Below are 14232 nucleotides of genomic sequence, written 5' to 3'. Positions count from 1 at the left end.
GGGGAGGGAAAATTATCCCCTCCGCCCTTTTCGGGTAGTAGGTGGTGCAAACAGGGCAGTGAGTTGGGCAACCATCGTGTCGCCAAGGTCTTCGGCGGAACTGATGGTCACGCTGTTAGCGTAATAGCGTGTGACATCATGCCCGATACCGATGGCCAGCAGCTCCCCAGCATGGTCATTCTCCAGTTGATGGATGACACGATGGAGGTGCAAGTCCAGATATTCAGGACCATTGGCGGAGGAGGTGCTGTCATCCACCGGCGCCCCATCGGAAATAACCATGAGGATGCGGCGATGTTCTGGGCGGTGTTTCAGGCGTTTCCATGCCCAAAGCAGGGCTTCACCATCGATGTTTTCTTTCAGTAACCCTTCTCGCAACATCAGCCCGATATTGCGCCGGGCTCGTCTCCATGGCGTATCTGCTGATTTATAGATGATATGGCGGATGTCATTCAGGCGACCCGGCTCTGGTGGTCTGCCTGCTTGCGTCCATTTCACCCGGCTCTCGCCACCCTTCCATGTTCGGGTTGTAAAGCCCAGAACCTCGACCTTGATGCCGCAACGTTCCAATGTGCGGGCCAGAATGTCCCCACAAATGGCGGCGGTCGTAATCGGACGTCCCCTCATGGAGCCCGAGTTATCGATGAGCAGCGTAACGGTCGTATCACGGAAATTGGTATCGCCCTCCTGCTTGTAGGAAAGGGGCAAGGAAGGATTGCTGATGATACGGGGTAGGCGTGCGGCATCAAGAATCCCATCTTCCTGATCAAAATGCCAATGCCGTTGTTGCTGGGCTAGCAGTTTACGTTGCAGGCGGTGGGCCAGACGGGAGACAAAGCCCTGTGTTTGCTGCAACTGCTCATCCAGCTTTTCCCGGAGGAGGTCTAGTTCGGTAGGGTCGCAGAGGTCATGAGCGTGGACCTCTTCGTCAAATTCCTGCGTATAGGCGTGATAGCCCCCTAGACCCTTTACGGGACATTCTCTTTCTTCTTCAGGTTGGGCAGATGGACCAGCAGGCTGTTCGTACCCGTTTTCGCCTTCTGTTAGGATTGCTTCCATTTCATCAGACGATGAACCGTCTGGGCTAGCAGAGTCGTCTGAATCATCACTCAGGGCTGCCTGAGTATCGTCTGTGCTGCCGTCTTCTTCGTCCTGTCCTTGTGGATCAGGAGCGGAAGATTCACCTTCCGTGTTGTCATCCTGGCTCTGCCCACGGGATTTTGAAGGGTCAGGCTCTTCCGTTCTTTCGTCACTCTCCTTTGTGGTGAGGGCCTTCACGAAACGCTGGGAGGCCTGATTGAAGAGTGTCTGGTCATTCTGTACGTCAGCCAGTTTGGCCAGAGCTTCACGGGCTTTAGGGCTGAGAGACTGACGCCATTGCTCCAATGCGGGGCCGGTTATGTTCTCGGGTAATTTCCGGCCGGAGAGGGCTTCCCGTGTGAGGAGCTCCAATGCGAGGGGAACGGGCATGTCATCCCGTTCAATCATTTTCGCACTGTTGAGGGCATGGAGACGCCGCCCCAGATAATCCTCTAAATTGGCCTGAACCCCAGCCATATGGCGGGCACCATAAACCTCGCAGCGGGCCTGTTCCATGTTGTCAGTGATGGTCTGGGTCTGAGCATCGGGAATGGTGATGCGCTTCTTCGGGTCATGGTGGCGTTGGTGCAGAGCCACGGCATCCGTGGCACCCCGGATGTAAGTTTTATCCTCAGGGGTTAGAGCCGCACGCTCCAGAGAGGCCAGAGCGGGCGTCATAGGGACATCCTGATGACCACTCAGGGCGCGTTGCGTGGCAAATATTGCCTTGCGGAAGAGTTCGTGCGGATCAGACATCAGACTTAACCCAATGGTGAGGCGTTGAAGCAGCGCTGATAATATTCAGCTACGATGCTGCGTTCGGCTTCGTCACATTTATTGAGGAAGCTTAGACGGAAAGCGAAAGGCACATCCTTGAAGATGCTGATATTCTCAGCCCACGAGAGAACCGTCCGAGGGGAGATCACGGTGGAAATATCCCCGTTCATGAAGCCAGCACGGCTAAGGTCTGCCAGCTCCACCATTTGACCGATGAGGGTTTCCTCCAGAGCATCGCCCATCTTGGCCTTGATGATGCGGATTTCCTGTTCCTTGGGCAGATAGTTTAGGGAGGTGACAATGTTCCAACGGTCCATCTGGCCTTGATTGATCTGCTGTGTGCCATGATACAGCCCGGTCGTATCGCCCAGACCAACCGTATTGGCCGTGGCGAAGAGGCGGAAAGAGGGATGTGGCTGGATGACACGGTTCTGGTCCAGCAACGTCAGGGCGCCGTCAGTTTCCAGAACACGCTGAATGACAAACATAACATCGGGACGTCCGGCATCATATTCATCAAAGATCAGGCTACATGGATTCTGAAGACACCATGGCAGAAGTCCTTCACGGAATTCCGTGACTTGTTTGCCGTCTTCCAGCGTGATGGCATCTTTGCCGATGAGGTCGATACGGGAGATGTGGCTGTCCAGATTGATGCGGACGCAGGGCCAGTTCAGCCGTGCGGCGATTTGGTCGATGTGGGAGGACTTCCCGGTACCGTGAAACCCCTGAACCAGCACGCGGCGGTTGTGCATGAATCCAGCGAGGATGGCACGGGTTGTGTCCCGGTCGAACTGATAGGCTGGGTCGATGTCAGGGACATGGTCGGTCTTCTGCGACCAGACAGGCACTTCAAGGTCCAGATCAAGCCCGAACAGCTCCCGGGCGGATTTCAGACTATCAGGTGTCTGGGGCAGTGTTTCGGAGAGGGACTGTGATGAAGGAAGAGCCATGACATGATTCCTGTCATTAGTAAGGTGGTATGGACAATCAGAGAACTGTCTGTCCTATTAGAGAACTGTCTGTCCTATTAAGGACCGGGTAAGTACGATTACACAATCACCCGGTCATGAAAAGAGGAAGTAGAGGCAGGGCAGCTATCCGACATCGGCAGTTTCCTGCTCCATGCTATGGGTGAGATGATCCCGCAATGATGCATAAGCCGTACCGATGACCTTGAAGCGTTCTTCGGCTCGGGGATCATCCTGATTGGCGTCTGGATGATAGCGGCGGGCGAGAACACGATAGCGGGTTTTGACAATCTCAAGCGTAGTCGGCCACTCAAGATCAAGCTGTGCTAGCGGCTCACGCAGGGCGGCGGGAGCATGCTGCCTCGTTTCGGCCTCTCGAGAGGTGCGGGCTTTGTACCCTCTCAGGATATCCAGCGGGTCATGCAGATCATCCTGTGCGAAGGATGCGCGCGCGGAATCGTGGCCTGGGGTTCCCATTTTCCATGAAGGACGCTGCCATGAGGTATCTTCCCGCAGGTGGCGTTCAATCTGCCCCGGTGTCATGCCTCGGTAGTAGTCCCAGTTGGCGTTGTACTGGCGGACATGTTCTAAGCAGAACCAGTAATAGCTGCGCAGATTATCCCGCCCACGGGGAGCACGGTAACCTGCTGGCCTGTCACAATCCGGATGGTCGCAGCATTGCTGGGGAGCGTCCGGGTCCGGTGCAAAGGCTTTATGTCTGGGTGGTTTGCATTGCATAATGGACGATATGGGGGGAGGTCTGGCATGGATGCAAGCATCCTTTCTCTCAGGAGAGAAAGATTCCTGTTATGAATATGACAGACGGAGCCTGTAACTCTGTAAATAAGCGTGGAAGAGAACCAATGAAAAGAGGCGACCGCATAAAGGCGGTGCTAGAGGATGCTCTGCATCCCTCCGTGCTGGAAATTCGGGATGATAGTGCCCGTCATCGTCACCATGCTGCCATGCAGACTCAGGCTCAGCAGAGCCGAGGACCAGCGCAGGTAGGCGAAACACATTATCACCTGCATGTCGTCAGCAGTCGGTTTGACGGTATGAAAACTCTGGTCCGACACCGGCTTGTGCATGACCTTCTAGCTGAAGAATTTAAGACAGGACTTCACGCTCTCTCTCTGTCTTTGAAAGGGGAAAACCAGCCATGAAGCGGCGTATGATTGCCAGTAGCCTGCTGCTCTGGGTGGGTGTGGTGGCTGGTCCGCTGGGTGCTGTAGGTCTGACAGGATGTGCTACATCCGGTTATGATCATCTGGTCACGAATGACCAGCACGACATCCACCGGGTGGAAAGTTATCTCAACGGGTTGACCTCTTTGCAGGCATCATTTGTGCAGACCGGCCCAGCCCAGCAGGGTGATGGGCATTTCACTTATACGCCCGGCCGCTTCGAGATGGTGTACGAAGTGCCCCATGCCATGCGGGCCGTGGCCCGGGATGGACATTTTGTCCTGCGTAATGCCGATAATGGTGCGGTAACGCACCTATCCCTCAAGAGAAATCCGCTTGGGTTGTTGCTCCGTCGTCCGGTCAGCTTCGATGGGGATATTCAGGTTACCAACGTCTCCCGTGGTGCTGAATCGATTCAGATATCCGTAGCGGAGGCCAACAATCCTTCTCAAGGATTGCTGACCCTCCAGTTTGCAGATGTGCATGGTAAGCTGACACTCGTAGGCATACAGGGTGTTGATGCCCGGAATCATCATTTTGGTCTTTCCCTGTTCGATGTGCAGGAGAATCAGCCCGTTTCTGAAGATAGCTTCATCCTGCCGGAGTAGCGGAAGGCAGAGCTGGCGGGCCGAACAGGCTTGTCCAGTTCTTCAGAAGAGCAGCATCGGCCTCCTGCATGTGCAGGGACGGGTTGAAGCGTTGTAGGCTGGTCACGCCATAGTCACGGATGCCGCAAGGAATGATTCCCTCAAAATCACTAAGTGACGGTGAAACATTCAGCGAGATGCCGTGCCAGCTAACCCAGCGTGTGACGCGGATTCCTAGAGCGGCGATTTTGGCTTCTTGTCCAGTTTGAGCATCAAAGCACCAGACACCAATGCGTCCTTCCCGTGTGAAGGCGTCAATATTCATGTCCTGAAGGCTCATAATGAGCCAAAGTTCCAGAATTTGGACGAATGCCCTGATATCTCGAGGGGGGAGAGGGCCGTGCTGGCGTGTTAAGTCCAGCATGATATAGGCGAGACGCTGCCCCGGGCCGTGATAAGTCCACTGTCCCCCACGCCCAGCCTCAAAGGTCGGATAATTATGTGGGTTGATGAGGTCTTCAGCCTTGGCCGAGGTGCCTGCCGTATAAAGGGGTGGGTGCTCTGTCAGCCAGATACGTTGGGGCGCTTGTTGACGATGTATGGCCTCGACTTGCTGGCGCATGAAAGCGAGAGCTTCCGGGTAGGGGCAGAGTTTTTTATCCGTCTGCCAGATAATTTCTTTATAAAACTGTGTCATGACCATTGCCCTCTCTGTTTTGATGGGCTATAGGCCATTTCACCGAAGCGGTCACGCCTCAGACGAGGAAACGAGACTGCGAACCACGGGGCGGCCGTGGCGGAATGGTAGACGCGCAAGCTTGAGGTGCTTGTGGGGGAAACCCCGTGGAAGTTCGAGTCTTCTCGGCCGCACCATACTCTCCCTAGATAGGTAGAGAGATGGTTAGTTAACATGGTTGAAACACCATGTTACGTCATTTTCAGAAAAAACTGATTGTCGGTATCGGAATAGACTCTGTATCCGAGATGTACTTTGGGTTACACCTTGCCCTGCGGCCTGCATTCCCTAAGAGGGAGCCGTAGTGCGTTGGTATATCTTGAATTGAAGAGAGAGCTCAGATGATCAAGCCATTGAAAAAAGCTGTTTTGCCAGTCGCAGGCCTGGGGACCCGTTTCCTCCCGGCGACAAAGGCTATGCCGAAGGAGATGCTGCCTGTCGTGGACAAGCCTCTGATCCAGTACGCCATTGATGAGGCTCGCGCTGCTGGTATCGAGGAGTTCTGTCTGGTTACGGCTCGCGGTAAGGACAATTTGATTGATTATTTTGATATTGCTTATGAGCTGGAAAGCACATTGCGGGAACGTCAGAAGACGTCTGCTATCGAGGCTCTTTCAAGCAGCAGCGTAGAGGCAGGGTCTCTTGTGGCGGTTCGTCAGCAGGTGCCGCTTGGGCTTGGTCACGCCATCTGGTGTGCCCGTAACTTCATCGGGAATGATCCTTTCGCCATTCTTCTGCCGGATGACATCGTGAAGGGTGGGCGTAGCTGTGTTGCCCAGCTGGCTGATGTTTATCATCAGACAGGCGGCAATGTCGTGGCGGTTGATGAGGTTCCCAAAGAGTGGACAGACCGTTATGGCGTGCTGGAAATCGGTGAGGATGATGGCCGCAAGGTAGAGGTCAAGGGGCTTGTTGAGAAGCCGGACCCGGCCGTTGCACCATCTAATTTGGCTATTATCGGCCGTTACGTCCTGACGGCTGATGTTCTCAAGCCTCTGTCTGCCCTGAAGAAGGGTGTTGGTGGTGAAGTCCAGCTGACGGATGCCATGGCCGAGATGATTGGCAAGGTGCCGTTCCATGGTCTGCGTTATGAGGGCACGCGCTTTGACTGTGGCAGCAAGCTGGGTTTCCTTGAGGCGCAGATCGCTATGGCTCTGGAGCGTGACGATCTGGCCGGTGATGTCCGTGCCTTCCTGAAGAAATATCTTTGAGAGAGGATGTAAGGTCATGACCGGGTTTAAGCATCATTTTGAGCCTACCAGCCTGCGCGAGTATGACATCCGTGGCATTGTGGGCAAAACCTTGCACCCCGAGGATGCCTATGCGTTGGGGCGTGTTTTTGCGAGCATGATCCGCCGTGATGGGGGAAGTGTGGTGACGGTCGGTTATGATGGCCGCCTTTCTTCACCGGAGCTGGAAAAGGCCCTTGTTCAGGGGGCTGTCGATTCCGGTGTGACAGTGCGCCGTGTCGGGCGTGGGCCGACCCCCATGCTCTATTATGCGGCTGTTACGGGGAAGTCCGATGGTGCCATTATGGTAACCGGCAGCCATAATCCGCCCGACCATAACGGCTTTAAGATGATGTTGAAGGGCAAGCCATTCTTTGGTGAGCAGATTCGTGAAGTTGGCCGTCTGGCAGCCGCAGGGGATGTTGTGCCCAAGGCAGAGGGAAAGGTCGAAACGATCGATCCTTCCGAGGCTTATATTGAGCGTCTGCTTCAGGACTATGACGGTGAAAAGCCGCTCAAAGTCGTCTGGGATAATGGTAACTCCGCTGCTGGTGATGTGCTGGCACGTCTGGTGAAGAAGCTGCCGGGTGAGCATACGGTACTGTATCCCGAGATTGACGGGACATTCCCGAATCACCACCCTGACCCAACTGTTGAGGGCAATCTTCAGGATCTGATCAAGACGGTTCGGGAAAAGAAGGCCGATATTGGCGTGGCCTTTGATGGCGATGCAGACCGTGTCGGCGTTGTAGATGGCAAGGGTGAGATTCTCTGGGGCGACCAGATTCTGGTTCTACTCGCTCGTGATGTGCTGAAGAGACATCCGGGTGCCACTATTATTGCGGATGTTAAAGCTAGTCAGGTTCTGTTCGATGAAGTGGGCAAGGCTGGTGGTGAACCGCTTATGTGGCGGACTGGCCATTCTCTCATTAAGAGCAAGATGGCGGAAACATCCTCTCCTCTGGCAGGTGAGATGTCCGGGCATATCTTCTTTGCTGATAAATGGTACGGTTTTGACGATGCGCTGTACGGGGCAATCCGGATTCTTGGTATCGTAGCTCGTCTGCCCGGCACGCTGGCCGACATGCGAGAGGCCCTGCCACAGATGGTCAATACGCCGGAGCTGCGTTTCCCCTGTGAGGATACACGCAAGTTCGATGTCATCAAGGAAGTTGCAGAACGTCTGAAAAAGGAAGGGGCTGATGTCTCCTCTGTGGATGGTGTGCGGGTGAATACGGCTGATGGCTGGTGGTTGCTCCGTGCCTCCAATACGCAGGCAGTTCTTGTTGGGCGTATCGAGGCACAGTCCCATGAGGGGTTGGCCCGCCTGAAAAAGGCTTTTGTTAGTCAGCTGGAAGCGTCTGGGCTTCAAGCGCCTGACTTTGAGGCCGCAGCCGCTGGGCACTGATTACAGTGTGTCCGGGCCGTATGCGTTCATAGCCGGGGGAGTGTTTCCCCGGCTAGGGATGGCTGATGTTCTAAGAGATGGACTGGCTTAGTAGAGGTAAACAGCTTGGGCGGAATGTGCTGGACTGGCTCATTCCGCCCAGTTGCGTTTCGTGTGGTGCAGAAATAGCCGTTCATGGTGGCTTTCTGTGTGGAAGCTGTTTTGCAGGGCTTCGCTTTGTCCACGCTCCCTTTTGCGATGTGTGCGCTGTACCCATCACGCAAGAAGAGATGGCCGAACGTGGGGCACTTTGTAAGGAGTGTGAGATCCGTCCGCCGGCATGGCATAGAGGGCGAGCGGCTTTTTTGTATGAAGGACAGGCACGCACTCTTCTCATGGGGCTGAAATATGGGGGGCGGACTGAACGTGCCGCCGCCTTGGCCTCTTTTATGGCGCAAGCAGGTGATGATCTGCTGATGTCTAGGGCGGTGGTATTGGTGCCTGTCCCCGTGCATCGTGGGCGTTTGTGGCAGAGGGGCTACAATCAGGCGGCATTGATAGCGAACCATCTAGCCCGTAGAAGAGGCCTTACTTGTTACCCGACCGCTTTGCATCGCCGGTTCAAGACGGTTGCTCTTGCAGGGCGTTCCCGACATGGTCGGTACCAGCAGATGGCTGGTGCCATTACAGTGCGGCCTCGTTACCGGGATTTATTACGCGGCCGTTCTGTCGTGCTAGTTGATGATATTTTGACAACCGGCGCCACGGCTGAGGCCTGTGCGAAAGCATTACTTGAGCATGAATGCGTTTCGGTAGATATTCTTGTAACAGCCCGGGTGACATTGACGTGACATCCGGCCTTCTGGATCAGAAAGGACTGTTATATGTCAAAAGTCGAAATCTACACGCAGCCGGGGTGCCCGTATTGCGTCCGGGCTATCAGCCTACTTCAGGCCAAGAACGCACCTTTTGAGGAAATCCATGCCCCTCGTGGCTCTGCCGAGCGGGAGACAGCACGGGAGCGTTCAGGCGGGGGAACAACGGTGCCCCAGATTTTCATTGATGGGAAATCCATAGGAGGGTGCAGTGAGCTCATGCAGCTGGAGCAGGACGGGCAGCTTGATGCGCTTCTTGGGCATCGTTAAGAAGAGGCTCTCACTATCCCTTCTTGTCCTTGTCGGGGCTGTTATGGCGGTTCCGCAGGGGCAAGCCCGAACACCATCCAACCTTGAGGGAATGTGGCTGGTGGCGGAAAAGGATGGGATTTTTAACATTGCTTCTTGCCCATCGGATGGTGACCGCCTCTGTGGTTGGCTGGTCGGCATGGATTATACGGAGGCCGAACCGGAGAAGGATGTCTGGGGCCGTTCGGAATGTGGGCTGGAGATCATCAGCAACATGCAACGCCATAAGAGCGGGCAGTGGCATGGTACGATTCTGGACCCGAGGACTGGCCGGACATATCAGGCCATCATGTGGTCCGGGAAGGGGGATACCCTGAAGTTGCGTGGGTATGTTGGCCTCAGCTTATTTGGTGAGACGCAGACATGGAGCCGTATCGCAAATCCGGTAATCGGTAAGCAGTGCCGCATGAAGGTAAAGTGATTGGCTTCCATGTCATTTTGCCTCCAAACTGCGAATAACTCTTATGGGGGACGGTGTTTTTTGGTAGCGTCACTCCGTTCTTCCCATAGGGGTGAAGTTGAAGGAGGATAACTACACTATGTCACAGAATCTTTCCCGGCGTCAGTTTGCTCTGGGGCTTGCCGGACTGGGGGCTGCTACGGCCCTGTCGCCTTTGCGAGCAGCTCAGGCCCAGAAGGGACCGCTACCCCGTATTCTGTGCTTTGTTGGTGGCTATACGGAACATGCCCCTCCAGGTGGCGCAGGCAACGGCAAGGGGATTTCTGTTTTTGAGATGGATCGTGATACCGGCTTTTTGACACCGGTCGCCACGTTTATGGACATTCCCAGCCCGTCTTTCATTACGCTGAGCCGTAACCGGAAGTTCCTTTACGCTCTTAGCGAGATTGATGATTTTGATAAGACCGGAAGTGGTTCTGTGACGGCGTTCTCCGTTGATACACGCAACGGAACACTGGCTAAGATCAATAGTGTTAGCTCCGGCGGGGCTGTGCCGGCTCACCTGAGCGTCCATCCATCCGGGAAGTATCTGCTAGTCGCTAACTATGTGGGCGGCAGCGTAGCTGTTCTGCCTATTCATGCCGATGGCTCTTTGGGTAAGGCAACAGATGTTGTCCGTAATAGCGGCCCGAAACAGCCGGAGCGTGCTGCGGATAATCCTGAAGGTAATTTCGCTGTTTCCGACCACTCTGGCGCTCATCCGCACATGGTTGCGACCGATCCGAGCGGCAAGTTCGTTCTGGTGGATGATGCCGGGCTGGACCGTGTCTATGTCTGGACGCTTGATCTGGCCACAGGGAAGCTGATTCCGGCCAAAACACCGTTCTATGAGATGGAGCCGGGTTCTGCACCGCGTCACTTCGTGTTCGATCACTCAGGCCGTGTGCTGTACAACCTCTGTGAACAGAATTCTAAGGTTGTGGTGTCCAAGTTTGACCCGCAGACAGGCGCCATTACGCAGATTCAGTCTGTCAGCACTGTAACGTCTCATTTCCGGGGCTCTACGCTGGCGGCTGAGATCCTCCTCGCTGAGAGTGGGCGGTTTGTGTATGTTTCCAACCGTCTGGGTGACTCTCTGGCCGTTTTCTCTGTGGGCATGGATGGTACGTTGACGCTGGAGGATGAGGTCTGGATGCATGCCGACTACGGTCGTGCTATGATGTTCGACCCGAGCGGGACATTCCTGTTCTGTGCCAACCAGCGGTCTGACTCCGTCACGGCTTTCCGTGTGGACCGTGAGACAGGCAAGCCGGTCTTCACCAATCACTTTACTGCTGTTGGTAGCCCGACGACCTTCGCTTTTATGGTGGCTGATTCCTGATCAGTTTCAGAGGTCGATAGAGCAAAGGAAAGGCGCCCGTTTGTGGCGCCTTTCTTTTTGGTCAGTCTTTCTGAAAGAGGGCAATGTAATTGATGCTGGTATCATGGCTTTCCCGCCAGTGTGGCGGGCGGTAGGAGAGGCCCTTCAGGTCTAGTAGCCGAAGCCCCGCTTGTCGGGCCATGCTGTCTAGCTCTGCCGGGCGGATGAACTTTCTCCAGTCATGGGTGCCGACAGGGAGGAGGCGCAGCACATATTCTGCCCCTAGCTTGGCCATGAGGAAGGAACGCAGACTACGGTCCATAGTAGAGACGGCAACATAGCCACCTTTTTTGGTGAGCCTCGCCAGTAGGGAAAGAAAGACCTGAGGGTCTCTCACATGTTCAATGACTTCTAGTGCCGAGACCACATCAAATTGCCGCCCCTCATCAAGAAGGGTTTCTGCATTGCCACATAGATAATGCAATGGAGCCGCCTGAGGGGGGAGGGGATGGAGGCTCTTATGTGCCTTAGCAGCTTGTATGCCATCTTCACTGGCATCAACTCCTAGTGTGTCAAACCCTAAGGAGGCAAAGCGTTCACTTGCCAGTCCAGCCCCACAACCGATGTCTAGCAGGGTTGGTGGTTCGGGCTGCTGAAACAGTGAAGTGGGAAGATGTTTGACGATCCAAGAGGTTCGTAGGGGGTTCATGGCATGGAGTGGCGCCATGGGACCCTTTGGATTCCACCAGTCTTTCGCAAGCGCACTGAACTGATTGATTTCATCATCGATAACAGATGATGTTTCTTTGTGTGGCTCGCTAGATGGTGAAGGTGATGAAACAGGCATTCTGACGCTCCTCCCGGCTTTCATGGTGCTTTTCTGCCATGTTGTGGCTAGACGTGAAAGAGCAGGAGAGCTATGTGAAACGGATATTTATGTAATGATAGCCTTATTCTTGGAGCTTTCTGCCCGATGTCTATACACGACTGTTCGGATGATGCAGCACGATCTGCTGATAGTGCTTTCTCAGGTCGGTCGGCCCCCCGTACGGTCGTAATGAAGTTTGGCGGGACGTCCGTCAAAGACCTAGAACGTATCCGCATTGTAGCGGAGAAGGTCCGGAAGGAAAGAGCCAAAGGTCAGCGTGTGGCGGTGGTTGTTTCCGCTATGTCAGGCGTGACCAACCAGATGGTAGATTATTGCCGCACGCTGAATGCGCAGGCAGACCCGGCGGAATATGATGCCGTGGTGGCCTCGGGCGAGCAGGTGACAAGTGGTTTGCTTGCTATCGCTCTGGGAGCGCTGGGCGTGCCGGCTCGTTCATTCCAAGGGTGGCAGATTCCCTTGTTGACTGATGAGATGCACGGTTGCGCCGCTATCGAGAATGTAGATGGAACGGCTCTGCGCCAGTGTATGGATCAGGGTATCGTGCCTGTGATTGCAGGCTTTCAAGGCGTGGATGCCAAAGGGCGCATTGCCACGCTGGGGCGGGGTGGCTCCGATACTTCTGCTGTAGCACTGGCTGCTGCGATCAAGGCTGATCAGTGTGATATTTATACGGACGTGGATGGTATCTATACGACCGACCCGCGTATCGTGAAGCAGGCCCGCCGTCTTGAGCAGATTACTTATGAAGAAATGCTGGAGCTGGCCTCTGTCGGTGCCAAGGTTCTTCAGACCCGCAGCGTGGGGCTGGCCATGCGGGAAAAGGTGCATGTGCGTGTTCTGTCCTCCTTCGTGGAGACGGATGAGAACAGCGGAACCATTGTAGTGGATGAGGACGAAAGCGTGGAAAAGAAGCTGGTGACCGGTATTGCGTATTCCATGGATGATGCGAAGATCACCATCCGGCAGGTGCCTGATGAGCCGGGCATTGCAGCAAGAATATTTGAACCCCTCTCCGCTGCGGGACTGAATGTGGATATGATCGTGCAGAGCATCGGTGCGGATCGTAGCACGAACATGACCTTTACTGTTAGCAAGGGAGATGAAGACCGGGCTTGCCAGATTCTGGAAGAAATGCGCCCCGAGATTGGTTATGGGGACCTGAATACTTCCAAGAATGTTGCAAAGATCAGTGTGGTCGGTGTGGGTATGCGCTCCAACACGGGTGTGGCGACCACTATGTTCCGGACATTGGCAGAAAAAGGAATCAACCTGCAGGTGATTTCTACGAGCGAAATTAAGATTTCCGTTCTGATTGATGCAGAATATATGGAGTTGGCCATGCGGGCGCTGCATACGGCCTACGGGCTGGATGCGGCCGAAGGAGCAGGGGCATGAGTGGGACAATGAACGCACGCGAAACGCTGGATCAGCTTTGGAAGCCGGGATGTGACTTTCTGGGCAGCCGCTATGCTCTTCTTGGCGGTGCCATGTCATGGGTGAGTGAGCGCAATTTGGTTTCAGCTATTTCTAATGCAGGTGGTTTCGGAGTGATCGCCTGTGGGGCGATGGAGCCAGAACGCCTTGAGGAAGAGATTGTCGCCACTCAGGCACTGACGGATAAGCCCTTCGGTGTGAATCTCATTACTATGCACCCGAAGCTAGATGCGCTCGTGGATGTTTGCCTTGCCCATAAGGTGACGCATGTCGTGCTGGCTGGTGGCGTGCCGACTGGTGCTACCATCCGGCGGGTGCGTGACGGCGGGGCACGGGTCATGGGGTTTGCGCCTGCGCTGGCTCTGGGTAAGCGGCTCGTGAAGCTGGGGATCGAAGCTCTTGTTATTGAGGGCTCCGAAGCAGGCGGGCATGTCGGGCCAGTATCTTTGAATGTTCTGGCGCAGGAAATCCTTCCCAATATTACAGAGGTTCCCGTGTTCGTGGCCGGTGGTCTTGGTCGTGGTGATGCGGTTCTGTCTTATCTGGAGCAGGGGGCTGCTGGCGGGCAGTTTGGAACGGTCTTTGCTGCCTCTAAGGAAAGCATTGCCCACGAACGCTTTAAGGAGGCCTTCCGCCGAGGAAATGCTCGTGATGCCGTGATGTCCGTGCAGCTGGATGAGCGTTTCCCGGTTATCCCGGTGCGTGGCCTTTCTAATGCTGCGACACGCCATTTCATGACCCATCAGGCTGATGTGATCGAGCGTTTCCGTAAGGGAGAGATCGAGCGGGAGGCAGCTCAGCTGGAGATTGAACATTTCTGGGCTGGGGCCCTGCGGCGTGCCGTTATTGAAGGGGACGTGGAAAACGGCTCCATGATGGCCGGTCAGTCTGTCGGAATGGTTAAGGAAATCAGGCCGGTAGCAGACATCATCAATACTCTGGTGGATCAGGCTGTGGAAGCGCTTCAGAGGCGTGAGCGGCGTATCCATGCGGAGCCTGCACAGTAACGCTACC

Annotated in this window: 15 protein-coding genes and 1 tRNA gene; 11 read left to right on the top strand and 5 right to left on the bottom strand. The window is 55.0% G+C overall.

Annotated features, from left to right (window positions below):
* Nucleotides 1-12 precede the first annotated feature (12 nt).
* The 3 genes from AL01_RS02375 to AL01_RS02365 all read right to left on the bottom strand — a co-directional run bounded on the left by AL01_RS02375 (nucleotide 13) and on the right by AL01_RS02365 (nucleotide 3566).
* Complete coding sequence (locus tag AL01_RS02375) at nucleotides 13-1836, bottom strand: cobaltochelatase CobT-related protein (protein WP_077395651.1); 1824 nt, start codon at nucleotides 1834-1836, stop codon at nucleotides 13-15.
* A gap of 5 nt (nucleotides 1837-1841) precedes the next feature.
* Nucleotides 1842-2810, bottom strand: coding sequence for an AAA family ATPase (locus AL01_RS02370; RefSeq protein WP_077395650.1), 969 nt, complete (start codon nucleotides 2808-2810; stop codon nucleotides 1842-1844).
* 144 nt (nucleotides 2811-2954) lie between these two features.
* Nucleotides 2955-3566 (bottom strand): J domain-containing protein, encoded by a 612-nt coding sequence (locus AL01_RS02365; protein WP_077395649.1) that lies wholly within the window; start codon nucleotides 3564-3566, stop codon nucleotides 2955-2957.
* Between the two features lie 125 nt (nucleotides 3567-3691).
* On the opposite strand from AL01_RS02365, the gene AL01_RS02360 reads away from it, so the two are divergent.
* Nucleotides 3692-3991: a BolA family protein gene (locus AL01_RS02360; protein ID WP_193791524.1), complete on the top strand. Its 300-nt coding sequence runs from the start codon at nucleotides 3692-3694 to the stop codon at nucleotides 3989-3991.
* Complete coding sequence (locus tag AL01_RS02355; RefSeq protein WP_077395648.1) at nucleotides 3988-4620, top strand: LolA family protein; 633 nt, start codon at nucleotides 3988-3990, stop codon at nucleotides 4618-4620. The genes AL01_RS02360 and AL01_RS02355 overlap by 4 nt, the downstream gene beginning before the upstream one ends.
* On the opposite strand, the gene lipB is transcribed toward AL01_RS02355, so the two are convergent.
* Nucleotides 4604-5302, bottom strand: coding sequence for a lipoyl(octanoyl) transferase LipB (lipB, locus tag AL01_RS02350; RefSeq protein ID WP_408735427.1), 699 nt, complete (start codon nucleotides 5300-5302; stop codon nucleotides 4604-4606). The two genes, AL01_RS02355 and lipB, sit on opposite strands and share 17 nt — an antisense overlap.
* Before the next feature lie 84 nt (nucleotides 5303-5386).
* On the opposite strand from lipB, the gene AL01_RS02345 reads away from it, so the two are divergent.
* The 7 genes from AL01_RS02345 to AL01_RS02315 all read left to right on the top strand — a co-directional run bounded on the left by AL01_RS02345 (nucleotide 5387) and on the right by AL01_RS02315 (nucleotide 10916).
* Nucleotides 5387-5472 (top strand) — tRNA-Leu (locus AL01_RS02345).
* A gap of 204 nt (nucleotides 5473-5676) precedes the next feature.
* Complete coding sequence (locus AL01_RS02340) at nucleotides 5677-6546, top strand: UTP--glucose-1-phosphate uridylyltransferase (protein WP_077395647.1); 870 nt, start codon at nucleotides 5677-5679, stop codon at nucleotides 6544-6546.
* A gap of 16 nt (nucleotides 6547-6562) precedes the next feature.
* Nucleotides 6563-7972: a phosphoglucomutase/phosphomannomutase PgmG gene (pgmG, locus tag AL01_RS02335; RefSeq protein ID WP_077395646.1), complete on the top strand. Its 1410-nt coding sequence runs from the start codon at nucleotides 6563-6565 to the stop codon at nucleotides 7970-7972.
* Nucleotides 7973-8049: 77 nt separating this feature from the next.
* Nucleotides 8050-8802 (top strand): ComF family protein, encoded by a 753-nt coding sequence (locus AL01_RS02330; RefSeq protein ID WP_077395645.1) that lies wholly within the window; start codon nucleotides 8050-8052, stop codon nucleotides 8800-8802.
* A gap of 33 nt (nucleotides 8803-8835) precedes the next feature.
* On the top strand, nucleotides 8836-9096 hold the full coding sequence (gene grxC, locus AL01_RS02325) for a glutaredoxin 3 (protein ID WP_077395644.1): 261 nt from the start codon (nucleotides 8836-8838) through the stop codon (nucleotides 9094-9096).
* A complete protein-coding gene (locus tag AL01_RS02320) occupies nucleotides 9074-9556 on the top strand; it encodes a DUF2147 domain-containing protein (protein WP_077395643.1) in 483 nt (160 codons plus the stop codon). The genes grxC and AL01_RS02320 overlap by 23 nt, the downstream gene beginning before the upstream one ends.
* A 118-nt stretch (nucleotides 9557-9674) precedes the next feature.
* A complete protein-coding gene (locus AL01_RS02315) occupies nucleotides 9675-10916 on the top strand; it encodes a lactonase family protein (RefSeq protein WP_077395642.1) in 1242 nt (413 codons plus the stop codon).
* Between the two features lie 61 nt (nucleotides 10917-10977).
* Here the strand turns inward: AL01_RS02315 and ubiG are convergent, their stop codons facing one another.
* Nucleotides 10978-11742 (bottom strand): bifunctional 2-polyprenyl-6-hydroxyphenol methylase/3-demethylubiquinol 3-O-methyltransferase UbiG, encoded by a 765-nt coding sequence (gene ubiG / locus AL01_RS02310; protein WP_077395641.1) that lies wholly within the window; start codon nucleotides 11740-11742, stop codon nucleotides 10978-10980.
* Nucleotides 11743-11868: 126 nt separating this feature from the next.
* Here ubiG and AL01_RS02305 point away from each other — a divergent pair, with 126 nt between their 5' ends.
* Complete coding sequence (locus tag AL01_RS02305) at nucleotides 11869-13179, top strand: aspartate kinase (protein ID WP_077395640.1); 1311 nt, start codon at nucleotides 11869-11871, stop codon at nucleotides 13177-13179.
* Nucleotides 13176-14225 carry an NAD(P)H-dependent flavin oxidoreductase gene (locus AL01_RS02300; RefSeq protein WP_077395639.1) on the top strand — a complete coding sequence of 350 codons (1050 nt, stop codon included), beginning with the start codon at nucleotides 13176-13178 and terminating at the stop codon, nucleotides 14223-14225. The genes AL01_RS02305 and AL01_RS02300 overlap by 4 nt, the downstream gene beginning before the upstream one ends.
* Nucleotides 14226-14232 lie beyond the last annotated feature (7 nt).

This window comes from Bombella intestini, assembly GCF_002003665.1.
GTDB classification, from domain to species: domain Bacteria; phylum Pseudomonadota; class Alphaproteobacteria; order Acetobacterales; family Acetobacteraceae; genus Bombella; species Bombella intestini.
The sequence above is the reverse complement of the archived record's forward strand: the minus strand, read 5'-3'. Positions and strand labels throughout refer to the sequence as shown.